The organism is Mycobacterium sp. TH-M106 (assembly GCF_057473765.1).
Genome location: NZ_JBYCLE010000040.1, coordinates 1 through 22684, shown reverse-complemented (window position 1 = coordinate 22684; position 22684 = coordinate 1). Strand labels below are relative to the sequence as shown.

20 protein-coding genes and 1 pseudogene are annotated in these 22684 nt (G+C 66.9%); 11 read left to right on the top strand and 10 right to left on the bottom strand.

The window, feature by feature from the left end; genetic code table 11:
* Window positions 1-65: 65 nt before the first annotated feature.
* The 7 genes from fadD3 (at window position 66) to AC2VOP_RS01375 (ending at window position 7322) form a co-directional block, all read left to right on the top strand.
* Complete coding sequence (gene fadD3 / locus AC2VOP_RS01405) at window positions 66-1592, top strand: 3-((3aS,4S,7aS)-7a-methyl-1,5-dioxo-octahydro-1H-inden-4-yl)propanoate--CoA ligase FadD3 (RefSeq protein ID WP_486959303.1); 1527 nt, start codon at window positions 66-68, stop codon at window positions 1590-1592.
* Window positions 1592-2725: an acyl-CoA dehydrogenase family protein gene (locus AC2VOP_RS01400; protein ID WP_486959302.1), complete on the top strand. Its 1134-nt coding sequence runs from the start codon at window positions 1592-1594 to the stop codon at window positions 2723-2725. The genes fadD3 and AC2VOP_RS01400 overlap by 1 nt, the downstream gene beginning before the upstream one ends.
* Complete coding sequence (locus tag AC2VOP_RS01395; protein WP_486959301.1) at window positions 2722-3693, top strand: acyl-CoA dehydrogenase family protein; 972 nt, start codon at window positions 2722-2724, stop codon at window positions 3691-3693. The genes AC2VOP_RS01400 and AC2VOP_RS01395 overlap by 4 nt, the downstream gene beginning before the upstream one ends.
* Window positions 3690-4640: an acyl-CoA dehydrogenase IpdE2 gene (ipdE2, locus tag AC2VOP_RS01390; protein WP_486959300.1), complete on the top strand. Its 951-nt coding sequence runs from the start codon at window positions 3690-3692 to the stop codon at window positions 4638-4640. The genes AC2VOP_RS01395 and ipdE2 overlap by 4 nt, the downstream gene beginning before the upstream one ends.
* Before the next feature lie 19 nt (window positions 4641-4659).
* Window positions 4660-5646, top strand: coding sequence for a linear amide C-N hydrolase (locus AC2VOP_RS01385; protein ID WP_486959299.1), 987 nt, complete (start codon window positions 4660-4662; stop codon window positions 5644-5646).
* Window positions 5643-6806 carry a pyridoxal phosphate-dependent aminotransferase gene (locus tag AC2VOP_RS01380; RefSeq protein WP_486959298.1) on the top strand — a complete coding sequence of 388 codons (1164 nt, stop codon included), beginning with the start codon at window positions 5643-5645 and terminating at the stop codon, window positions 6804-6806. The genes AC2VOP_RS01385 and AC2VOP_RS01380 overlap by 4 nt, the downstream gene beginning before the upstream one ends.
* Window positions 6807-6914: 108 nt before the next feature.
* Entirely contained in the window at window positions 6915-7322 is a 408-nt protein-coding gene (locus AC2VOP_RS01375) for a hemophore-related protein (RefSeq protein WP_486959297.1), read from the top strand.
* A gap of 438 nt (window positions 7323-7760) precedes the next feature.
* Here AC2VOP_RS01375 and hsaB read toward each other — a convergent pair whose 3' ends face one another.
* The 3 genes from hsaB to hsaA are packed head-to-tail and all read right to left on the bottom strand — an operon-like array spanning window position 7761 to window position 10497.
* Window positions 7761-8327 carry a 3-hydroxy-9,10-secoandrosta-1,3,5(10)-triene-9,17-dione monooxygenase reductase subunit gene (gene hsaB, locus AC2VOP_RS01370; protein ID WP_486959296.1) on the bottom strand — a complete coding sequence of 189 codons (567 nt, stop codon included), beginning with the start codon at window positions 8325-8327 and terminating at the stop codon, window positions 7761-7763.
* A 10-nt stretch (window positions 8328-8337) separates the two neighbouring features.
* Window positions 8338-9252, bottom strand: coding sequence for an iron-dependent extradiol dioxygenase HsaC (hsaC, locus tag AC2VOP_RS01365; RefSeq protein WP_486959295.1), 915 nt, complete (start codon window positions 9250-9252; stop codon window positions 8338-8340).
* 60 nt (window positions 9253-9312) lie between these two features.
* A complete protein-coding gene (gene hsaA / locus AC2VOP_RS01360) occupies window positions 9313-10497 on the bottom strand; it encodes a 3-hydroxy-9,10-secoandrosta-1,3,5(10)-triene-9,17-dione monooxygenase oxygenase subunit (protein WP_486959294.1) in 1185 nt (394 codons plus the stop codon).
* Window positions 10498-10618: 121 nt separating this feature from the next.
* Between hsaA and AC2VOP_RS01355 the strand changes: the two genes are divergently transcribed.
* Complete coding sequence (locus AC2VOP_RS01355; RefSeq protein ID WP_486959293.1) at window positions 10619-11725, top strand: 2Fe-2S iron-sulfur cluster-binding protein; 1107 nt, start codon at window positions 10619-10621, stop codon at window positions 11723-11725.
* Window positions 11726-11946: 221 nt separating this feature from the next.
* Entirely contained in the window at window positions 11947-13455 is a 1509-nt protein-coding gene (locus tag AC2VOP_RS01350) for a PE-PPE domain-containing protein (RefSeq protein WP_486959292.1), read from the top strand.
* Window positions 13456-13501: 46 nt separating this feature from the next.
* On the opposite strand, the gene AC2VOP_RS01345 is transcribed toward AC2VOP_RS01350, so the two are convergent.
* Window positions 13502-15652, bottom strand: coding sequence for an acyl-CoA dehydrogenase family protein (locus tag AC2VOP_RS01345; RefSeq protein ID WP_486959291.1), 2151 nt, complete (start codon window positions 15650-15652; stop codon window positions 13502-13504).
* Between the two features lie 110 nt (window positions 15653-15762).
* On the opposite strand from AC2VOP_RS01345, the gene kstR reads away from it, so the two are divergent.
* Both kstR and AC2VOP_RS01335 read left to right on the top strand, forming a co-directional pair.
* Window positions 15763-16368: a cholesterol catabolism transcriptional regulator KstR gene (kstR, locus tag AC2VOP_RS01340; RefSeq protein WP_486959290.1), complete on the top strand. Its 606-nt coding sequence runs from the start codon at window positions 15763-15765 to the stop codon at window positions 16366-16368.
* Window positions 16369-16990: 622 nt separating this feature from the next.
* Window positions 16991-17685 (top strand): annotated as a pseudogene (locus tag AC2VOP_RS01335) (PadR family transcriptional regulator).
* 55 nt (window positions 17686-17740) lie between these two features.
* Here the strand turns inward: AC2VOP_RS01335 and AC2VOP_RS01330 are convergent.
* The 6 genes from AC2VOP_RS01330 to carD all read right to left on the bottom strand — a co-directional run.
* Entirely contained in the window at window positions 17741-18682 is a 942-nt protein-coding gene (locus AC2VOP_RS01330) for a glycerophosphodiester phosphodiesterase (RefSeq protein ID WP_486959289.1), read from the bottom strand.
* A gap of 83 nt (window positions 18683-18765) precedes the next feature.
* Window positions 18766-19701, bottom strand: coding sequence for a 23S rRNA (guanosine(2251)-2'-O)-methyltransferase RlmB (gene rlmB, locus AC2VOP_RS01325; protein WP_486959288.1), 936 nt, complete (start codon window positions 19699-19701; stop codon window positions 18766-18768).
* Window positions 19702-21111 (bottom strand): cysteine--tRNA ligase, encoded by a 1410-nt coding sequence (cysS, locus tag AC2VOP_RS01320; RefSeq protein WP_486959287.1) that lies wholly within the window; start codon window positions 21109-21111, stop codon window positions 19702-19704.
* 62 nt (window positions 21112-21173) lie between these two features.
* Window positions 21174-21653, bottom strand: a complete 480-nt coding sequence (gene ispF, locus AC2VOP_RS01315) for a 2-C-methyl-D-erythritol 2,4-cyclodiphosphate synthase (protein ID WP_486959286.1) — start codon at window positions 21651-21653, stop codon at window positions 21174-21176.
* Entirely contained in the window at window positions 21650-22342 is a 693-nt protein-coding gene (gene ispD / locus AC2VOP_RS01310; RefSeq protein WP_486959318.1) for a 2-C-methyl-D-erythritol 4-phosphate cytidylyltransferase, read from the bottom strand. The genes ispF and ispD overlap by 4 nt, the downstream gene beginning before the upstream one ends.
* 4 nt (window positions 22343-22346) lie before the next feature.
* A partial coding sequence (gene carD, locus AC2VOP_RS01305) for an RNA polymerase-binding transcription factor CarD (protein WP_486954944.1) occupies window positions 22347-22684 on the bottom strand: 338 nt, incomplete at its 5' end.

Genomic DNA, 22684 nt, shown 5'->3' with positions numbered 1-22684 from the left:
AGGCTAACCTACCAAGCACTTGCTTTGTTGGCCTGGCGGCGCCAGGCGGCGGTGGAGGAGCGTCGATGACCAGTGATGTGCAGACCACCCCTGCAGTCCTGGACCGGATCGCCCACGAGTTTCCCGACCACGACGCGCTGATCGACGACGATCGGCGACTCACCTACGCCGGCCTGCGCGACGAGGTGCGTCGCGCAGCAGCGGCCCTGATCACCCTGGGTGTGACGCCCGGCGATCGGGTGGCGATCTGGTCGCCGAACACCTGGCACTGGGTGGTGGCCTGCCTGGCCGCCCAGTACGCCGGCGGGGCCGTCGTGCCGCTCAACACGCGCTACACCGCGGCCGAAGCCGCCGACATTCTCGCTCGCAGCGGCGCGAATGTCCTGGTTGCGATGGGCGAGTTCCTGGGGGTGGACCGGATGGCCGAGCTGGACCGCCGCACGTTGCCGGCGCTGCGGTACGTGGTGCGGGTGCCCATAGCAAAGCCGGACGGAACCTGGGACGAGTTCGTCGCCGCCGGCACACAGGTGTCCGACGCGCAGGTGGATGCCCGCGCCGCCGCGGTCTGTCCCGACGACGTGTCCGACATCCTCTTCACCTCCGGCACCACCGGCCGCAGCAAAGGCGTGCTGTGCGCGCACCGACAGTCGCTGTCGGGTCCGGCCGCCTGGGCGGCTTGCGGCAAACTCACCGCCGACGACCGTTACCTCTGCGTCAACCCGTTCTTCCACAACTTCGGCTACAAAGCCGGGATTCTGGCGTGCCTGCAGAGCGGCGCCACGCTGATACCGCAACTGACCTTCGATCCGCTGCGCACCCTGCGGGCCATGCAGGCGCACCGGATCACCGTGCTGCCCGGACCTCCCACCGTTTACCAGGCTCTGTTGGACCATCCCGATCGAACCGGCTTCGACCTGAGCGCACTGCGTTTCGCGGCCACCGGCGCAGCGACGGTGCCGGCGGTGCTGATCGAGCGAATGCAGTCCGAGCTGGACATCGACATCGTGCTCACCGCCTACGGGCTGACCGAGTCGGGCGGGTTCGCCACCATGTGCCGCCCCGACGACAACGCGGTCACGGTGGCCACCACCTGCGGGCGTCCGATCGCCGATTTCCAACTGCGCATTGGTGATTGCGGCGAGGTGCTGCTGCGCGGCCCCAACGTCATGCTCGGCTACCTCGACGATCCCGCCGCCACCACCGCGGCGATCGACGCCGACGGGTGGCTGCACACCGGGGACGTCGGCCAGATCGACGGCGCCGGCAACCTGCGCATCACTGACCGACTCAAGGACATGTACATCTGCGGGGGGTTCAACGTCTACCCCGCCGAGGTTGAGCAGGTGCTGGCCCGCTTGGACGGGGTGGCCGACGCCGCGGTGATCGGTGTGCCAGATGAACGGCTCGGCGAGGTCGGCCGGGCATTCATCATCCGCCGACCTGGCTCCGGGTTGGACGCTGCACAGGTGATCGCCTACAGCCGACAACATTTGGCCAACTTCAAGACGCCACGATCGGTGGTCTTTGTGGAATCCCTGCCCCGCAACCCGGGCGGCAAGGTGGTCAAGCCGCAGTTGAGAGAGCAGGTCTGATGGACCTGGATTTCGACGCCGACACGGAGGCCTTTCGCGCCGAGGTCCGTGACTTCCTGGCAGCGAACAGGGCGTCGTTTCCGACGAAGTCCTATGACACGGCCGAAGGATTCGAGCAGCATCGCCGCTGGGACAGAGTGCTTTTCGATGCCGGTCTGTCGGTGGTCAGCTGGCCGAAGCGGTACGGGGGCCGCGACGCCACCCTGCTGCAATGGGTGATGTTCGAGGAGGAGTACTTCGGTGCGGGCGCACCGGCACGAGCCAGTGCCAACGGGACGTCGATGCTGGCCCCGACGCTGTTCGCGCACGGCACCGAAGAACAGTTGGCCCGGATTCTGCCGAAGATGGCCAGCGGGGAGGAGATCTGGGCTCAGGCCTGGTCGGAGCCGGAGTCCGGCAGCGACCTGGCATCGCTGCGGTCGACGGCCACCAAGGTCGACGGCGGTTGGAGGCTCAGCGGCCAGAAGATCTGGAGTTCACGGGCGCCGTTCGGCGAGAAGGCATTCGGGCTCTTCCGCTCGGACCCACAGGCGGAACGGCATCGCGGGCTGACCTATGTCATGTTCGACCTGCACGCCGACGGCATCACGGTGCGGCCGATCACCCAACTCGGCGGTGACACCGGCTTCGGTGAGATCTTCCTCGACGACGTGTTCGTGCCCGACGCCGACGTCATCGGCACCCCGAACGACGGCTGGCGAGCTGCGATGAGCACCTCCAGCAACGAGCGCGGCATGTCACTGCGCAGCCCGGCTCGTTTCCTGGTCGGGGCCGAGAAACTGGCGGCACTCTGGCGGACTCGGCAAGCCCCACCTGCCTTCGCAGGTCAGGTGGCTGATGCGTGGATCAAGGCGCAGGCCTATCGGCTGCACACGTTCGGCACCGTGACCCGGCTGGCCGCCGGGGGTGAGCTGGGTGCGGAAGCGTCGGTGACCAAGGTGTTCTGGTCCGACCTCGACGTCGCGCTGCATCAGACCGCGTTGGACATTCGCGGTGCCGACGGCGAGTTGGCCGATTCCTGGGCCGACGGCTACCTGTTTGCACTCGGTGGGCCGATCTACGCCGGCACCAACGAGATCCAGCGCAACATCATCGCCGAGCGGCTACTGGGTCTGCCGCGGGAGAAGAAGTGAAGTTCGATCTCGACCAAGAGCAGCGCGATTTCGCTGCCAGCATCGACGCCGCGCTTTCTGCCGCAGACGTGCCTTCCGCGGTTCAGTCCTGGGCGGCCGGCGACACCGTGCCGGGGCGAAAGATCTGGGCGCAACTAGCGGAGTTGGGCGTCACCGCGCTGGCCGTGCCGGAACGGCTCGGCGGACTGGGCGCGCACCCAGTCGACCTGGTGCTAGCGATGGAGCGACTGGGGCGCTGGTGTGTGCCCGGGCCGATCGTCGAATCCATCGCGGTGGCGCCGATCTTGCTGGCCGGGGATCACCGGTCCGCGGCCCTGGCGGCCGGTGAGTTGATGGCCACCGTGGCGTTGCCGCCCCATGTTCCGCGGGCGGTGGACGCCGATTCAGCCGGGTTGGTGTTGCTCGCCGGCCACGACCCGGCCGGACGGGTGTGCGAGGCGATGCTCGGTGAGCGGCACGATTGCGTCGACCCAGCCCGCCGGCTCTTCGAGGTCACCGCGTCGGGTGCCGGGTGGGACGCCGACGTGGCGCGCGCCTATGAGTTCGGCGTGCTGGCCACCGCCGCGCAACTGGTCGGCGCCGGCCAGGCGATGTTGGACGCCGCCGTCGACTACGCCAAACAACGCACTCAGTTCGGCCGGGTGATCGGCTCCTATCAGGCGGTCAAACACAAGCTGGCCGACGTGCACATCGCGATCGAGCTGGCGCGGCCGCTGGTCTACGGCGCGGCAGTAACGCTGGCCGAGAAGGCTGGGAACTGTGCCGACACCGCCCGGGATGTCAGTGCCGCCAAGGTGGCCGCATCCGATGCCGCGTTGCTGGCTGCCCGCTGCGCGCTGCAAACCCACGGCGCCATCGGCTTCACCGCGGAACACGACCTGTCGCTGTGGCTGCTGCGGGTGCAGGCGCTGCGTCCGGCGTGGGGAAATCCGGCGGTGCATCGCCGCCGCGTGCTGGAGGCGCTGTGAGTGACGAAAGGGATCTCCTGCGCCAAACCGTCGCCGCGCTGGTCGACAAGCATGCCACCCCGGCGGCGGTGCGGGCGGCGATCGCATCCCCCCGCGGCTACGACGAATCACTCTGGCAGCTGCTGTGCGAGCAGGTCGGCGCCGCCGCGCTGGTGGTGCCCGAGGAGTTCGGCGGTGCCGGCGGCGAACTGGCCGACGCCGCCGTCGTACTCGAGGAGCTGGGCAAGGCGCTGGTGCCCACTCCCCTACTGGGCACCACACTCGCAGAACTGGCCTTACTCGCCGTGCCGGAACCGGACGTCGAGACGCTGGAACGGCTGGCGCGGGGAGCTGCGATCGGGGCGGTCGTCTTCGACCCCGACTACGTGGTCAACGGTGACCTGGTCGGACCGGCCGATGCCGTCATCGGCGCAGACGGAGACCAGCTGACCCGATGGACCACATTCACCGCCAGCGCTGTTCCCACGATGGACCCCACTCGCCGGCTGGGCCGGGTCACACCCGGGGAGACCGCAGCGATCGGACCCGACCCCGGAATCGCCGACTGTGCCGCGATCCTGCTGGCCGCCGAACAGATCGGCGCCGCGGCTCGCTGTCTGCGGCGAACGGTCGACTACACCAAGAGCCGGGTGCAGTTCGGCCGACCGATCGGCAGCTTCCAGGCGCTCAAACACCGGATGGCCGACCTGCATGTCGCCGTGCAATCTGCTCGTGCGGTGGTCGACGACGCGGTAACCGATCCGTCGCCGACAGCGGCGGCCTTGGCAAGGGTCACCGCGAGCGAAGCGTTCTCGGCGGTAGCCGCCGACGCCATCCAGCTGCACGGTGGCATCGCCATCACCTGGGAGAGCGACATCCAACTGTATTTCAAGCGGGCGCATGGCAGTTCGCTGCTGCTGGGACCACCACAGGAACATCTGCGGCGACTGGAAGCGGTGGTGTTGTAAGCACCCGTAGGGTAGACGTATGTGTACACGACTGGTGTATCTAGGCGTTGCCGGCAACATCATCACGGGACGATCGATGGACTGGAAGCTGGACCTGTCGACCAACCTGTGGGCGCTGCCCCGCGGGATGAAGCGAACCGGGCAGGCGGGGGCGAACTCGGTTGAATGGACCGCGAAATATGGCAGCGTGGTGGCCACCGCCTACGACGTGTGCACCACCGACGGTTTGAACGAGGCGGGTTTGTCGGCCAACCTGTTGTGGCTGGCCGAGTCGGAGTACCCGAAATACGACGGTATCCGGCCGGGCCTGACCATCGCCGCCTGGGCACAGTACGTACTCGACAACTTTGCGACCGTGGCTGAAGCGGTCGACGCGCTGAACGCCGAGCCGTTCGACGTGGTGACCGACGGGGTACCCGGAGAAGAGCGGCTGGCCACGCTGCATCTGTCACTGTCGGATGCGAGCGGCGACAGCGCGATCGTGGAATACATCGACGGGCACCAGATCATTCACCACAGCCGCGACTATCAGGTGATGACGAATTCGCCAATCTTCGCTGAGCAACTCGCGGTCAACGCCTACTGGGAACAGGTCGGCGGTACCGTGATGCTGCCCGGCACCAACCGGGCTGCTGACCGGTTTGCCCGCGCTGCGTTCTACGTCAATGCCGTGCCGAAGTCCGAAGACCCGAAAATCGCAATCGCGTCGGTGTTGAGTGTGGTGCGCAACGTCTCGGTGCCGTTCGGCATCGCCACACCCGATGAGCCGAATATCTCGTCAACACGGTGGCGCACGGTGGCCCACCACACCCACAAGCTGTACTTCTTCGAATCCGCGTTGACGCCGAACGTGTTCTGGGTTGACCTGAACAAGCTCGATTTCGCCGAGAGGTCTGCGGTTCGAAAGCTGGATCTCGGCCGCGACGAGTCCAACACGTTCGCCGGCGAAATCTCGGCGAATTTCACCGCTTCCGACCCGTTCACCTTTTTAGGCGTCACCGCGTGAACGATCGAATCGCCCTGCGCGCCGGCATCCCCCCGTTTCATGTGATGGACGTGTGGCAGGCGGCCGCCGAACGTCAGCGCATCCGCGGCGATCTGGTCAACCTGTCGGCCGGCCAGCCCAGCGCGGGCGCCCCCGAGCCGGTGCGTGCCGCGGCGGCAGCGGCGCTGCAGCGCAACCAGCTGGGCTACACAATGGCACTGGGCATCCCGGAACTGCGCGCCGCGATCGCGGCCTCGTATCAGGATCGCTACGGGTTGCAGATCGATGTCGACGACGTCGTGGTGACGACGGGATCCTCGGGCGGATTTCTGCTGGCGTTTCTGGCCTGCTTCGACGTAGGCGACCGCGTGGCGATCAGCAGTCCCGGATACCCGTGTTACCGCAATATCCTCTCCGCGCTCGGTTGCGACGTAGTCGAGATCGAATGCGGGCCGCAGACCCGCTTTCAACCCACCGTGCAGATGCTCGCCGAACTCGATCCGCCCGTGGCCGGTGTGGTGGTAGCCAGCCCGGCCAACCCGACCGGAACGGTGCTCCCGCCCGCCGAACTGGCCGCGATCGCATCCTGGTGCGACGACGCAGGTGTGCGACTGGTCAGCGACGAGGTTTACCACGGGTTGGTCTACCCTGGCGCACCGCACACCAGCTGTGCCTGGCAGACATCGCGAAACGCGGTGGTAGCCAATAGTTTCTCCAAATACTTTGCGATGACCGGCTGGCGGTTGGGCTGGCTGCTGGTGCCGCCGACGCTGCGGCGAGCGGTGGACTGCTTGACCGGCAACTTCACCATCTGCCCGCCGGCGCCGGCCCAGTACGCGGCGGTTGCGGCGTTCACCCCGGCGTCGGTCGCCGAGGCCGACGGGCATCTGCGCCAGTACGCGACCAACCGGAGGTTGCTGCTCGACGGGCTGCGCGACCTCGGCATCGATCGGCTCGCCCCGACCGACGGGGCGTTCTACGTCTACGCCGACGTCTCAGACTTCACCGACGATTCGGCGTCGTACTGTGCCGCGCTGTTGGCCGACACCGGGGTCGCGATCGCTCCAGGGATCGACTTCGACACGCAGCGGGGCAACGCGTTCGTGCGGCTCTCGTTCGCCGGCCCGACCGCTGACGTCGAAGAGGGCCTGCGCCGCATGGGCAAGTGGCAGCGGGGCTAATCGGTGTTAGCCGGCCTGGGCGGTTCGGGAAGCTACGGTAGGTTTTACCGCGTGCCCGGCACAAACCATCCGGGGCACTCAGACGAAGGGACCACTGGAATGAGGGCCATGAGGAGATCCGCAACGTCCGCGTACCGCATCGTGTTCGGTGCACTGGCTGCCGGCGTTATTGGAGCTGCGGCGGCGGAGGTGGCGGCGGGAGCCATGTCGCCGGCGGCCGGTGCTCAACCCGACACCTGCACGGCGGGCGGGTTGGCGACCACCGCCAGCGGAGTGCTGAACGAAGCCGGCAACTACCTGGGCAGCCACCCGGAGGCCAACAGCATCCTGACTACTGCGGCCAGCCAAACGCCAGAGGAGGCCCGAAACTCGGTTCGGGGTTACTTCACCGGCCACGTCGGTGAACTGATGGATCTGCAGAGGATCGCGCAGCCGCTGAGCGATATGCGCAACCAGTGCGGTGTGGCGTTGTCACCGTCGCATCTGGCCACCCTCATCGACGCCATCACCGGCTGACCGTTGCCTGAGCGAGGCCCGGACACACCGGGCTGCAAACCTCCGCTGCCGTGCGTCGGCAGCCGAAACTCTTCGCATGCGGTTTCCTCGACATGGCGTCGGAACATTGCCCGCAGCGCGTCGTTGAGTACTGCGCCAAGCGATCGGGACGTTCTCGCGGCGAGGACCTTCGCCTCCGCGACGTGAACGTCTGCATATTCGCCATCCGCGGGGCAGCACAGTTGATCGCGAGGCATACCGGACCTGGGTCGGTGGCGCCCTGACCGGCGACGAGCCGGTGGGAATAAGCGAACGTGCGTTGTCGGGGGCTGTTCGCCTACTGACCAACCAATCGCGTGTTTCGACAGCCGAGATCGACGTCTCCGGTCCGGGATGCGTGTCGCGCGTTCAGGTCGGCAACCGCCGCCATCCCAATACGTTTGCTCGGCAGCCCGTCCGTCACAGCCAGGTGTCGTCGGTGGTAGCAGTCAGAAAAGCTTCCAGATCATCGCGCCACTGCGCCGGCGTGGTCTTGTCCGGTTCGATACCGGTATAGTCGCCGCGGTAGAACAACAGCGGTCGCGGTTTGATTCTCGGCGCCTCCGACAGCGATTGCACCGCCCCCAACACCACGAAGTGGTCGCCGCCATCGTGGACGGCGGCGACCGTGCAGTCGACGTGGGCCAGCGACCCGGCGATGACCGGCGACCCGAACGGCGACACTTCCCAGTCGATTCCGGCGAACTTGTCAGCCTCGGCGGACCCGAACCGCGCGCAGACGTCCTTCTGCCTCTCGGTGAGCACATTCACGCAAAACCGCCCGCTGGCCTCAATAGCCTGCCAGGACCGCGACACCTTGGTCGGACAGAACAACACCAACGGAGGTTCCAGGGACAACGCGGCGAACGACTGGCAGGCGAATCCGACCGGGACGCCGTCGTGCATGGTAGTGATGATCGTGATGCCGGTGCAGAACTGACCCAGCACGTCACGGAACATGCGCGGGTCCACGAACGCTTCACCCATCACCGCGCCATTACTGTCCGCGCGTGCCGACCGTGAAGTCATGGCCCCACAGGCTGACCGCGGTGCTTTCCCGGGCGATCCAATCTCCATCGTCGACTTGCAGTCCCTCACAGCCGAATTCCACATCGAACCCACTGGGCGTCTTCATATAGAAGGACAGCATCTTGTCGTTGACGTGCCGGCCCAGAGTCGCCGACATCGGCACCTTGCGCCGCAACGCCCGGTCCAGGCACAGCCCGACGTCGTCACCGCTTTCCACCTCGACCATCACATGCACGATGCCGGTCGGGGCGGGCATCGGCAGGAACGCCAGACTGTGATGACGCGGGTTGCAGCCGAAGAACCGCAGCCAGGCCGGCGGCCCATCGGCGGGCCGACCGACCATCTGGGGTGGTAGCCGCATCGAGTCGCGCAGCTTGAAACCCAACACGTCGCGGTAGAAGTGCAGCGCCTCGGCGTCGTCCTTGGTCGACAACACCACATGCCCGAGGCCCTGTTCGCCGGTGACGAACCGGTGCCCGTACGGGCTCACCACCCGGCGGTGCTGCAGCGCCACGCCGTGAAACACCTCCAAGCCGTTGCCCGACGGATCGGCGAACCGGATCATGTCGTCGACGCGGCGATCGGCCAGCTCGGCGGCGGTGGCTTCTTTGTACGGTGTGCCCTCGGCGTCGAGACGCCGCCGAATCTCCTGCAGCCCTTCCGCGTTCGCGCATTCCCAACCCGATTCCAATAACCGGTCGCGCTCACCGGGCACGATCACCAGCCGGGCGGGGAAGTCGTCCATCCGCAGATACAGCGCACCTTCCGGGCTAGCAGCACTGCCCTTGCCCTCGGTCATGCCGAGGACTTTCAGCCCGAATTCCCGCCAGGCCGCCACGTCGGTGGCCTCGACACGCAGGTACCCCAGCGAGCGGATACTCATCACGCACCTCCGAAGAAATAGACGGCCAACGCGCTCACTTTGTCGCTCTCGGCGTGGTCATCAGACCATGGTGTCGCCGGGCGGCAGGCCGAACTCGTGGTTTCCGAAGATCACGTAAGCGCGCTCCGGGTCGTTAGCCGCGTGCACCCGGCCGGCGTGCGCGTCGCGCCAGAAACGCTGGATCGGTGCGTCATTGGCCAGCGCGGTGGCACCGGAGGCCTCGAACAGCCGGTCGACCGACGCGATCGCGCGTCCGGTGGCGCGCACCTGATCGCGGCGGGCCCGCGCCCGCAACCCGAACGGGATCTCCTTGCCCGCCGACAGCAGCGCATACTCATCGGCGACGTTGCCGATCAGCTGCCGCCAGGCGGCGTCGATGTCGCTGGCGGCCTCGGCGATACGGACCTTGGCGAACGGGTCGTCTTTGGACTTCTCCCCGGCGAACGCTGCCCGCACCCGCTTGCCCTGGTGCGCGACGTGAGCGTCGTAGGCGCCGTAGGCCATGCCCACGATCGGGGCAGAGATGGTGGTGGGATGCATGGTGCCCCAAGGCATTTTGTAGACCGGGGCGGTGTTGGTCTTCAACCCGCCCGCGGTGTGGTTATTCATCGATTTGTAGGACAAAAAGCGGTGCCGCGGCACGAACACATCCTCGACCACGATCGTGTTGCTGCCGGTACCACGCAGACCGACGACATGCCACACGTCGTCGATGCGGTACTGCGTGCGTGGGATCAAGAAGCTGCCGAAATCAACCGGCCGTCCGCCCTTGATGACGGGGCCGCCGAGAAAGGCCCAGGTGGCATGGTCACAGCCGGACGACCAGTTCCACGACCCGCTGACGAGGTAACCACCGTCTACCACGGTTCCGGCACCCATCGGCGCGTACGACGACGAGATCCGCACCGTCGGGTCTTCGCCCCAGACGTCCTGCTGCGCCTGCTGGTCGAACAGCGCCAAATGCCAGTTGTGCACACCGACGATCGAGCCGACCCAGCCGGTAGAACCGCATGCGCTGGCAAGGCGGCGGGTTGCTTCGTAGAACAGCGCCGGGTCGCATTGCAGACCGCCCCACTGCTCGGGCTGCAGCAGCGTGAAGAAGCCGACGTCATCGAGTGCCTTGACGGTTTCGTCGGGCAGCCGGCGCAGATCCTCGCATGCCTGGGCGCGTTCGGCGAGCTGCGGCAACAAATCGTCGACGGCGTCGAGTACCGACTGCGCATCACGCTGTTGAATGGACGTCACGGTATGCCTCCCGGGAGTACGGACCTAGACAGAGATTAGAACACGTTCCGATTTGTGTCGAGCCTGGTGTTCCTGCGGATGGTAGCGATATCTGGGTACATTTCTGTAACATGTTCTAGTTATGGACGGCGATGCGAACGGGGGGCGGGCGGCGGACGAACCGCTCGGCCGCCATGTCCTCGAGCTGGAGATCGCCGACGTCATCGCCGAGACCGACGACGCCCGGTCGCTCGTGTTCGCCGTCCCGGACGGTCCCGACGATCCGGGGATCCCGGCACAGCGGCTGGCCTACGCGCCGGGCCAGTTCCTCACGTTGCGCATCCCCAGTGACCGCACCGGTTCGGTGGCGCGCTGCTATTCACTGTGCAGCTCGCCGTTCACCGATGACGCACTGACCGTCACGGTCAAACGGGACCGGGACGGCTACGCGTCCAACTGGCTCTGCGACCACGCCCACCCCGGCATGCGCATCCATGTGCTGGCCCCGTCGGGAACCTTCGTGCCGAAGACGCTCGACACTGACTTCCTGCTGCTGGCCGCCGGCAGCGGGATCACCCCGATAATGGCGATCTGCAAGTCGGCGCTCGCCGAGGGCAGGGGTCAGGTGGTGCTGCTCTACGCCAACCGCGACGAGCGTTCGGTGATCTTCGCCCAAGCGCTGCGCGACCTGGCCGCCAAGTACCCCGACCGGCTGACCGTGGCGCACTGGCTGGAATCGGTGCAGGGCCTGCCGAATGCGACGGCGCTGGCCCGGCTGGCCGCCCCGTACACGCACCACGACGCGTTCATCTGCGGGCCGGGACCCTTCATGGAGGCCGCCTGTGATGCCCTGGACATGCTGCAGGTGCCGCCAGGACGAATCCACATCGAGGTGTTCACGTCGTTGGAGGGCGACCCGTTCGCCCCGTTTACCAGGGTGGAGATCGAGGATCATCCGGACAGCGACCAGCCGCCGGCCACCGTGACAGTCGAGTTGGACGGCGAGACCCACGCCCTGCCGTGGCCGCGCCAGGTCAAGCTGCTCGACCTGCTGCTGGAGCAAGGTCTGGACGTGCCGTTCTCCTGCCGCGAGGGCCACTGCGGCGCTTGCGCCTGTGTCTTGCGCAACGGCAAGGTCAGCATGGAGGCGAACGACGTGCTGGAACAGCAGGACCTCGACGAAGGGCTCATCTTGGCCTGCCAGTCCCACCCGGAGACCGATGCGGTGGAAGTGACCTACGACGAGTAATTGCCGACGTTCACAGTTTCACGACGGCCAACTCGTCCACCGTCCCGGCGGCGCCCACAGGAGGCCGCCTCAAAAATATCTGATCCAAAACTATTGACAATTACCCAAGAATATATGTAGTACTCAAGAGTATAGGTAGATTATCCGTGACTGCGGCTGCCGACCTGGCCCGAGGATTCACAACCGCATCGCGCACGACCCAAGGTTTGAGGGGGTCACACATGTCAGACCATAGGCTTCGCTGGCTGGGTTTAGGACTGGCATCGAGTGCCGGCGCCGGTGTCATGACGCTGGCCGCTGTGATGAACTCGGCGTTCGCGTACGGGGATATCCCAGCCGACCAAGCCGACCCGACGACCATCGGGTTGGTCATGGGCGGCAGCGGCTTACCGCTGCCCAACTTCAACATCCCCGGCTATATTCAAGCGGCTAACGACCTCTACATCCACCCCAATTTCCCCGACACCACCTACCCGGCTCCCTATGCGGACGGCCTGTTCACGGCCGAGTATCCGCTCTTCAGCGTGCCGATGTCCATCAACTACCCCACCGCGACGACTGGTCCCCTCGCTGGCTTCCCGGCGTTGATCAGCTCGATGGGCCAGGGCATGCTCACGCTGGAAAACGCGATCGCCAGCAACACCGCAGCCGGCGACATATCAACCGTGTTCGGCTGGTCGCAGAGTTCCACGATTTCCGGCCTGGTCATGCAACAGCTCGACCCGTCCGGCACGCCGATGCCCGACGACGGACTGCAGTTCGTCCTCATTGGTGACCCCAGCGCGCCCAACGGCGGGATACTGGAGCGCTTCGTCGGTTTGACGCTGCCGAGTCTGGGTCTGTCTTTCGACGGCGCAACCCCCGCCGATGACTTCCCGACCGACGTCTACACCCTCGAATACGACGGCTTCGCCGACTTCCCGAGGTACCCCATCAACATCCTGTCGGACCTCAACGCCTTTTTGGGGATGATCGACGTCCACGGACTGTATCTGAACCAGGGTCTGGTCCCGCCGCAGCCCGGCCCCACCCCCGAGCAGATCGCCACCGCGACTTTGTTGCCTGGATCGGCTGCCCTCGACACACCGGACAGCCTCACCAATTACTACATGATTGGCGAGACTCCGCCGCTGGTGACACTGCTGGCGGAGATTCCCGTCATAGGAAAGCCGCTCGCCGACCTGCTGGGGCCGGATTTGACGGTGCTGATCAACTTGGGCTTCGGCCCTGGCAACCTCGGCTATTCGGATACGCCGGCCAATGTGCCCACCCCGTTCGGCCTGTTCCCCGACGTCAGCCCGGCCACTGTCGTTGGCGATCTGGTCACCGCGACGCAGCAGGGCTTCACTGCTTTCGGGGCCGGCCTGTCGCACCCGTCGTTATCATCGCTGGTGCCGTCGGTGTCGTGGGCTCTCCCCGCTGCCCCGGCGGCAGAGCTACCTACCCTCGCCGACATCTACAACGCACTGTCGAGTGCGGGTGGCTCGCTGGGTGCCCTGGGGTTGCAGACCGTGGACATCGTCAATGCCGCGGTGACTAGCCTGCCCTCCTACAACGTCAGTCTGTTCCTGGACCACCTCAGTAAACCCGTGGATGCCATCGGCCTGCCGCTCGCCGCGGACACCGGCCTGCTCACAGCGGCGGCCGGCATCGAATACGCGCTCACCCAGCAGGCGGTCACCGCGGTCATCGGCGACCTGACTTCGATCCTGCCGGCTTTCGGCAGCTGACGACCGACTGCGCAACGCGCAAGGTGACCAAGACTGGCCCGGCTTCTCAACCGCGCGGCAGGCCGAGCAGACGCTCGGCGGCCAGCGTCAGCAGGATCTGCTCGGTGCCGCCGGCGATCGTCAGGCAACGGGTGTTGAGGAAGTCGTGCACGGCCGGACCGTCGACCGTGCCGCCGTCTTCGGTGAGGTCCATCCGGTACTCGGCCAGCTCCTGGCGGTAGCGAACCCCGATCAGCTTGCGCACCGAGGACTGCGCGCCGGGATCTTGGCCACCGACCGCCAGTTGGGCGATGCGCTGATCCAGCAGGGTGCCCACCTGCGCGGCGACAATCATCCTTCCCAGCCGCTGCTGCCCGGCGAGTTCCAGGGTGTGCACCGAGTTGAGCAACTCCTCCATCGGATTGCCCAGGGCGGTGCCGACGGCCATCGCGACACGTTCGTTGGCCAAGGTGGTGCGAGCCACCCGCCAGCCGTCGTTGACTTCCCCGACCACCATGTCGTCGGGCACGAACACATCGTCGAAGAACACCTCGCTGAACAGCGCGTCGCCGGTGATCTCACGCAGCGGCCGGATCTCGATGCCCGGTGTGGTCATGTCGACCAGGAAGTAGCTGATGCCCTGGTGTTTTTCAGCGACGGGGTCGGTGCGCGCCAGGCACACTCCCCACTGTGCGTCGTGCGCCCGCGACGTCCACACCTTCTGGCCGGTCAGCTGCCAGCCGCCGTCGACACGCACCGCCCTGGTCCGCAGCGACGCCAGGTCGGAGCCGGCTCCCGGCTCGGAGAACAGCTGGCACCAGAACACGTCGCCGCGCAGCGTAGCCGGCACAAACCGCTCGATCTGCGCGGGCGTACCGTGTTCGAGAATGGTCGGCGCCGTCCACCAACCGACCACCAGGTCGGGGCGCTCGACCCCTGCGGCGGCCAGCTCCTGGTCGATCACCAGCTGCTCGGCCGGGCCGGCGCCGCGACCGTAGGGCGCGGGCCAGTGCGGTACCAGCAGTCCGGTCTCGGCCAGTACGGGCTGACGCTGCTCGTCCGGCAGGGCTGCGATCCGGGCTGCCTCCGCGGCGATCGCCGGCCGCAGATCGGACACCTCGCCCAGGTCGATGTCGATCCGACGGCGCACGCCCGCCAGGGTCAGTGCGGCGGTGCGGCGCAGCCAGCGCTGTGCTCCGCCCAGGAACGCGCCGATGCCGTAGGCCCGACGCAGGTACAGGTGTGCATCGTGTTCCCAGGTGATGCCGATGCCGCCGAGTACCTGGACGCAGTCCTTGACGTTGGCCTTCGCCGCCTCGACGCAGATGCCCGCCGCGACGGCGGCGGCGATCGCGAGTTGCGGGTCGTCGGGGTCGGCAGAGTCGGATGCGGCGCGCGCTGCGTCACTGGCGGCCACCGCGGCCTGCTCGGTCCGGCACAACATCTGGGCGCACAAGTGCTTGATCGCCTGAAAGCTGCCGATCGGCCTTCCGAACTGCTCACGCACCTTGGCGTAAGCCACGGCGGTGTCCAACGCCCACCGGGCGACACCGGCGGCCTCGGCCGACAGCACGGCAGCGGCCAGGTCTTCGACACGGTTCGACGGCTTGACCAGCACCGCGGGCGCCGACGTCAGCTGGACCCTTGCCAGTGGCCGCGAGAAATCGGTAGCGCTCAGCGGCTCCACCTCAACTCGTTCGGCAGCGCCGACGGTCGTAGCGGCGGCATCCACCAGCAGCCAATTTCCACCGGCCGGCAACAGCAGCACGGCATCAGCGGTGGCGCCCAGCACCCGCTCTGCGGTACCGGAAGCCCGCGACGTCGCGGCGTCGAAGTGCACTCCCACTTCGCCCACATTGCCGGCGTCGATCGCCGCGCCGGCGACGCGTTCGCCGGCCGCCAACGCGGCAAGCAGCTGCGGATCGGAGACAACCAACGTCGCCAACGCGGTGGTCGCGACCGGCCCGGGCGCCAGGGCTTTGGCCGCCTCGTCGACCATCGCGCACAGATCCTCGACACGACCGCCGGCTCCGCCGCTGTGCTCGGGCACGGCGACTCCGAACAGCCCCAAGTCGACCAGTTGGGCAAAGACCGGGCGCCACGCGTCGCGGTTACCGCGTTCCACGTCGCGGACGGCGGCCGTGGTGCCCGCGTCCGCGGCCCAAGCACGCACCAATGCGCGCGCGGCGGACTGTTCGTCGGTGCTGACTTGGTTCATGTCGGGGCCACCCCAGGCTCCTCCGCGTCGTCGTCACTAGAACGTGTTCTAATGGTGCCATGTCGTCGCCAGGCCGGGCGTCCACCACGCAGCCCCGTGAGGTCATTAACGTGGCTGTGCTGACCGAGTCCCAACTCGGCTCCGAGGCACAGCGCGAGCGCCGCAAGCGCATCCTGGACGCGACCATGGCCATCGCGTCCAAGGGCGGTTACGAAGCCGTGCAGATGCGTGCGGTGGCCGACCGGGCCGACGTGGCGGTCGGCACCCTCTACCGGTACTTCCCCTCGAAGGTCCACTTGCTGGTGTCAGCGCTGGGCCGGGAGTTCGAACGCATCGACGCCAAGACCGACCGGTCGGCGTTCACCGAAGGCACCCCGTACCAACGGCTGAACTTCATGGTCAGCAAGCTCAATCGGGCCATGCAGCGCAACCCACTGCTGACTGAGGCCATGACCAGGGCCTACGTCTTTGCCGATGCGTCAGCGGCCGGCGAGGTCGACCACGTGGAAAAACTCATCGACTCCATGTTTGCCCGTGCCATGAGCGACGGCGAACCCACCGACGACCAGTACCACATCTCCCGAGTTATCTCCGACGTGTGGCTTTCCAACCTGCTCGCCTGGCTCACCCGGCGCGCATCGGCGACCGATGTCAGCAAGCGGCTGGACCTGGCGATGCGGTTGCTGATCGGCGATGAGGACCGGCCGAAGGCCTGAGCGGCTGTTGGGCCATGCGCGGGTGGCGACGTCTCACCCCTGTTGCGATCCGACATGGTTCGATATATCGTTCCATATCGGACGTAACGGCGCCTTCGGGCCCGCCCTCTGAGTAGAGAAGAGACATTGATGAACTCCCCAGACGCAGCCAGTGGACGGCAACAGCCGTCTCCAGCGAAGAACAAGAAGGCAGCAGCGGTGAGCGATCCGCTCACACGCGCCGAGCCCTCCGACGATGTCAACCAGGACAGTCCGGTCGAGCTTGACGCCGTTGCCGACCGCGGTCGCATGTCGCAGGACACCACCCCGGAAGCTGGGAGGGAACTCCTCGAAAGCCCGGACCACCTCGACCACCCCGATGACCCCGATGACCAGGATTTCGGCGAAGACTCAGACGACGAACCGGGCTTCGATGAAACCGGATTCGACGATTTCGACGAGTCCGACGAGCAACCCGAGTTTGATGAGGAGGCCGAGTTCGAAGCCGACTTCGACGGCCGCCACCCCGGCCACGAGCACGGCCCGGGCCATCCTCCCGGACCCAGGCTTGCACCCGGACCGAAACATCACCGAGGCCACCATCCGGTACCACCGCACGAACACGGCCCCGGCCCGAAAAAGCATGCGCCCGGTGCCAAGAAGGCAGGCCCCAAGAAGGGTCCAGGACCGAAGAAGGCAGGCCCCAAGAAGGGTCCAGGACCGAAGAAGCATCCCCGACCACCACATGAGCATGGTCCCAGTCACTACCCCCAACCACCCGAGCCCGGAGGTGAACCCGGCACTGGCTTCGGTCCTGGACCCGTCCCCGGATTTGGCCCCGGTTTCGGGTTCGAGCAAACAGGTCACGGCCACCGGCGCGGATCCGGTCGAGGCCGCCGCGGCCGCCCCGGCGATGTTCGCGCCGCCATCTTGTCCCTGCTGGCCGAGCGGCCGATGCACGGCTACGAAATGATCAAGGAGATTGCCGGACGCAGTCATGACATGTGGCGGCCAAGCCCGGGCTCGGTGTATCCGACGCTGCAGATGCTCGATGACGAGGGGCTGATCGGCGGCTCTGAAAGTGAGGGAGGCAAACGGCTTTTCGGCTTGACCCAGGAGGGCCGCGCCGCGGTTGAGAAGATCAAAGCACCGCCGTGGGAGGACATCGTGCAGGACGTCGACCGGAGTCAAGTCAATATACGCGAGGCCCTTGGCCAAGTGGTTGCCGCAGTCACGCAGTCGGCGTACGTGGCCACCGCCGAGCAGCAGCAGCGCATCGTCGCCCTCCTCAAGAAGCTTCGCCGTGAGATCTACTCCATGCTCGCAGACTGCGATTAATGAGGACCGGGGTGAGCACGCCAGCGTTCTGGGCCGGTGCGCCGATGTTGGCTGTCTAACTACGGTGATACGCCGGTGGCAACGGTATGCCGAGCTGGGCCAGCACACCGCGGGCCATCGTGGGACGGTCGGTGATGACACCGTCGACGCCGAAGGCGATCTGCGCACGCAGCACATCGGCATCGTTGATCGTCCACGGAATGACCTTGCGCCCCAGGGTATGCGCCCGATCGACGAATTCCTGGTCCACGATCGAGTACTCAGGCGCTAGAACGTCGGCACCTACAGCCATGGCAGCGATCACTGGATCGCCGATGACACTGGGATTGATCCCGGCCAGCCATGGTGAATTCGGCTGCCAGGTGGTCTGGTCCCACAGCGCCACCAACGGGATCGACGGTTCGGCTTGTCGCACCAGCGGCAGGGTGCGCCAGTCGAAGCTTTGGATTGCCACCATGTCCACCTTGCCCGCCGCTTCGATAGCGGCCAGGATCACGCCGACGAACTCGCGCGGGCTGGCCGATGTGTCCGGCTGTGCCGCCGCCACCTTGGTCTCGATGCTGTAGCGCACTCCTGCGCGGTATGAGTCGGCCAGGGCGAAGACATCTCGCAGGGTGGCGATTTTGTTGCCCCGCACCACTTCTGCATCCGGATAATCAGCGAGCGGCAACCCACAGTCCAGCGTGCGGATCTGGGCCAGGGTCAGATCGTGCACCAGTTTGCCCACGTACGGGTACTGCGGGTCGGCGGGGAACACCGGTGCCGTGTCAGCACACTTGGCCGCCTCGATCGTCGGATCATGCCACACCAGCGGCTGGCTGTCCCTGGTCAAGACGATGTCGAATTCCAGCGTGGTGACGCCGAGCTCCAGTGATTTGGCGAACGCACGCAGCGACTGCTCGGTGGTTTCGCCGCCGCCGCCGCGATGCGCCTGCAGATCGAAGCCGGGTGTTTGCGCGGCCGCGACCGGTGCAGCGGCCAGCAGTGCGACAACCATCGCCGAGCATGCGCAATCTCGCACTGTAGCGGAGAAGTTTATGCGAGTCTGCGCATGCTCGCCGCAGGCCGTCGCGGTGTGGGTCACCGGCGCTGGCGAGCGATTTCGGCGAGCACCACCCCGGCTGCGACCGAGGCATTGAGTGACTCGGCGGGCGCGGCCATCGGGATCGACACCACCACGTCGCAGTGCTGCCGCACCAGCCGCGACAGCCCCTTGCCTTCGGAGCCGACGGCCACCACGAGCGGGCCGGTGCCGTCCAATTCGTCGATCGGGGTGTCACCGTGCGCGTCCAACCCCACCACCTGCAGACCACGATCAGCCCAATCCTTCAGCGTTCGAGTCAGATTGGTGGCCCGCGCCACCGGAACCCGAGCCGCCGCACCGGCGCTGGTACGCCAGGCCACCGCGGTAACCGACGCGGATCGGCGCTGCGGGATCAGCACGCCGTGACCGGCGAACGCCGCCACCGACCGAATGATCGCACCGAGATTGCGTGGATCGGAGATGTTGTCCAACGCGACCAACAGCGTCTGCGCCGAGTCGGCCGCCGCGGCGGCGAGCAGGTCGTCGGGGTGAGCGTAATTATACGGCGGCACCTGCAAGGCGATGCCTTGATGCAGGCCGTTGGTGGTCATCCGGTCGAGGTCGGTGCGCGGGACTTCCAGAATCGCGATTCCGTGATCGGCGGCACGGGCTACGGATTCGCTGAGTCGGTCGTCGGCTTCGGCACCGAGGGCAACGTACAGCGCAGTGGCCGGCACCCCGGCGCGCAGACATTCCAGCACCGGGTTGCGGCCAAGCACTGTCTCGGCGGCGCCTGCGGGCCGGCGCGACTGCCGGTTCGGCCGCTGCTTGGCTGCGCGCTTGGCCGCGGGGTGGTGCGAACGCAGATGCGCCGGCGGGGTGGCGCCGCGGCCCTTCAGGCCAGCGCGTCGCCGGCCACCCGATCCCACAGTCGGGCCCTTCTTGCTGCCCGGCTTGCGCACCGCTCCGCGGCGTCGCGAGTTGCCGGCCATCTAGTCAGATCCTTCAACGACCAGTGACCACTGCGGACCGTCAGCGGTATCGGTGACTTCGACCCCGGCATCCTTGAGCCGGTCGCGAATCTCATCTGCCAGCGCCCAGTTCCGTTCGGCACGCGCGGCTTCCCGGCGTTGCAACTCGGCACGGACCAGCACGTCAACCGCCTTCATCGCGGCCGAGGCCTCGTCACGGGACTCCCACCGCTCATCGAGCGGGTCGCAGCCCAGGATGCCCATCATCGCGCGGATGGCAGCGGCCTGGGCCAGTGCGCCGTCGTGGTCACCGGCGTCGAGTGCCCGGTTGCCTTCCGCGCGGGCATGGTGCACCTCGGCCAGCGCGATCGGCACCGACAGGTCGTTGTCAAGCGCTGCGGCGAAGCGTGGAGTCCAGCGGCCGGGGGTGACGGTCCCGACGCGGGTGCCCACCCGGTGCAGGAAGTCCTCGATGCCCGTGTAGGCGTTGACGGCGTCGTGCAGCGCCGCCTCGGAGAACTCCAGCATCGAGCGGTAGTGCGCGCTGCCCAGGTAGTAACGAAGTTCGGCCGGGCGAACACGCTTCAGCACGGCTGCCATCGACAACACGTTGCCCAGTGACTTGCTCATCTTCTCACCACCCAGGGTGACCCAGCCGTTGTGCAGCCAGTAGCGGGCGAACCCGTCGCCGGCGGCGCGGCTTTGCGCGATCTCGTTCTCGTGGTGTGGAAACACCAGATCCATTCCACCGCAATGGATATCGAACTCAGCACCTAGGTAGGTTCGAGCCATCGCCGAGCATTCCACGTGCCAACCGGGGCGCCCTGGACCCCACGGCGTAGGCCAGCTCGGCTCTCCGGGCTTGGCACCCTTCCACAACGTGAAATCACGCTGGTCACGCTTGCCGGTCGCCACCCCCTCGCCCTGGTGCACGTCGTCGATCTTGTGGCCGGACAACTGACCGTAGGCCGGGTAGCTGAGCACGTCGAAGTACACATCACCGTCGCCGGTATAGGCGTGCCCGGTGTCGATCAGCCGTGCGATCAGCTCGATGATCTGGGTGATATGCCCGGTAGCGCGCGGCTCGGCCGACGGCGGCAACACCCCGAGCGCGTCATAGGCGGCGGTGAAGGCCCGCTCGTGGGTCGCGGCCCATTCCCACCAGGGCCGGCCTGCCGCAGCGGCCTTGTTGATGATCTTGTCGTCGACGTCGGTGACATTGCGGATGAACGCGACATCATAACCGCGCGCGGTCAGCCAGCGACGCAGCACGTCGAAGGCCACGCCGCTGCGGATGTGGCCGATGTGCGGCAGGGCCTGCACGGTGGCTCCGCACAGGTAGATCGAGACATGGCCGCGGCGCAGCGGAACGAAGTCACGCACGTTGCCGGTTGCCGTGTCGTGGAGCCGCAGGCCGGGGCGATCGGTCACGACGCGCCAGCTTACCGCCCTGGGTGGTCGGGATCGGCGCGATCTTGTGCGCTGAGTGATGATTACCGCACCGAGATCACCAGCGCGCTGGCGATCGCCGCCAGCCCTTCGCCGCGGCCGGTCAGCCCGAGTCCGTCGGTTGTCGTCGCCGACACCGAAACCGGGGCATCCAGCAGCCCCGACAGCAGCTGTTGGGCCTCGGCGCGGCGCGGTCCGATCTTCGGTCGGTTGCCGATCACCTGCACCGCCGCATTGCCGATCGAAAATCCGCTGCGGGCAAGCAGGTCGCGGGTATGGCGGAGCATGTCCGCGCCGGAGACCGCGTGCCAGCGCGGATCGTCGACACCAAACACCGTGCCGACATCGCCAAGCCCGGCCGCCGACAGCAGCGCATCACAGACCGCGTGCGCGGCGACGTCACCGTCGGAGTGCCCGGCGCAACCGTCGACGTCAGGGAACCGCAGGCCGAGCAGCCAGCATGGCCGCCCTGACTCGAATCGGTGTACGTCGGTGCCCAGGCCGACGCGCGGAAGCACGTTCACCGGTCCGCGATTGCCTGGGCGAGCATCAGGTCCAGCCGGTTGGTGATCTTGAAGGCAAGCGGGTCGCCCTCGACCACCTGAACTTCGCCGCCGATGTTCTCGACCATGCCTGCGTCGTCGGTGAATTCGCCGGTATCCGCTCGCTGGTAAGCCCGCAACAGCAACTCGGTGGCAAACCCCTGCGGGGTTTGCACCGCCCGCAGGCCGGCCCGCTCCGGGGTTCCCAGGACTACTCCATTGGCGTCGACGGCTTTGATGGTGTCGGACACCGGCAACGCCGGTATCACCGCCGAATGCCCCGACCGGAGGGCCTCGACCACGCGGACAATCAGGGCGGGCGGAGTCAACGGTCGCGCGGCATCGTGCACCAGCACGATCGTCGCTTCCCCGACGGCTGTCAGCGCAAGGCGCACGGACTCGGCCCGGCTCGACCCGCCGGCTACGACGACCACGTCACCACCGTCACCACCGTCACCACCGAGGATCAGTGTGGCCTGGTCGGTACGATCGGGCGGCACCGCGATCACGACGCGGTCGACAACACCCGACTCCCGCAGTCCGGCAACGGCCCGTTCCACCAGAGTGATGCCGCCGAGGCGAAGGAACGCCTTGGGCACGCCCGCCGCCAACCGTTTGCCCACACCGGCAGCTGGGATCACCGCCACCGTGCCGGCCACCGGTTCCGCCAGGTGGCTAGGAGGCGGCGGCCAAGACCTCGTCGAGGATGGTCTCCGCCTTGGCGTCGTCGGTGTTCTCCGCCAACGCCAATTCCCCGACCAGGATCTGTCTCGCTTTGCCCAACATCCGCTTCTCACCGGCCGACAACCCGCGCTCCTGGTCACGACGCCACAAGTCGCGCACAACTTCGGCGACCTTGTGCACATCACCGGAGGCGAGCTTCTCCAGGTTGGCCTTGTACCGGCGGGACCAGTTAGTCGGCTCCTCGGTGTGCGGGGTGCGCAGCACCTGGAAGACTTTGTCCAGACCCTCTTGTCCGACCACGTCGCGCACACCGACGTATTCGGCATTCT

What these genes read in the sequence shown, in the direction of transcription:
- fadD3 (WP_486959303.1), top strand. Translation starts at nt 66, where the DNA reads ATGACCAGTGATGTGCAGACCACCCCTGCAGTCCTGGACCGGATCGCC.
- AC2VOP_RS01400 (WP_486959302.1), top strand. Translation starts at nt 1,592, where the DNA reads ATGGACCTGGATTTCGACGCCGACACGGAGGCCTTTCGCGCCGAGGTC.
- AC2VOP_RS01385 (WP_486959299.1), top strand. Translation starts at nt 4,660, where the DNA reads ATGTGTACACGACTGGTGTATCTAGGCGTTGCCGGCAACATCATCACG.
- AC2VOP_RS01375 (WP_486959297.1), top strand. Translation starts at nt 6,915, where the DNA reads ATGAGGAGATCCGCAACGTCCGCGTACCGCATCGTGTTCGGTGCACTG.
- hsaB (WP_486959296.1), bottom strand. Translation starts at nt 8,327, where the DNA reads ATGGGTGAAGCGTTCGTGGACCCGCGCATGTTCCGTGACGTGCTGGGT.
- hsaC (WP_486959295.1), bottom strand. Translation starts at nt 9,252, where the DNA reads ATGAGTATCCGCTCGCTGGGGTACCTGCGTGTCGAGGCCACCGACGTG.
- AC2VOP_RS01355 (WP_486959293.1), top strand. Translation starts at nt 10,619, where the DNA reads ATGGACGGCGATGCGAACGGGGGGCGGGCGGCGGACGAACCGCTCGGC.
- AC2VOP_RS01350 (WP_486959292.1), top strand. Translation starts at nt 11,947, where the DNA reads ATGTCAGACCATAGGCTTCGCTGGCTGGGTTTAGGACTGGCATCGAGT.
- AC2VOP_RS01345 (WP_486959291.1), bottom strand. Translation starts at nt 15,652, where the DNA reads ATGAACCAAGTCAGCACCGACGAACAGTCCGCCGCGCGCGCATTGGTG.
- AC2VOP_RS01330 (WP_486959289.1), bottom strand. Translation starts at nt 18,682, where the DNA reads ATGGTTGTCGCACTGCTGGCCGCTGCACCGGTCGCGGCCGCGCAAACA.
- rlmB (WP_486959288.1), bottom strand. Translation starts at nt 19,701, where the DNA reads ATGGCCGGCAACTCGCGACGCCGCGGAGCGGTGCGCAAGCCGGGCAGC.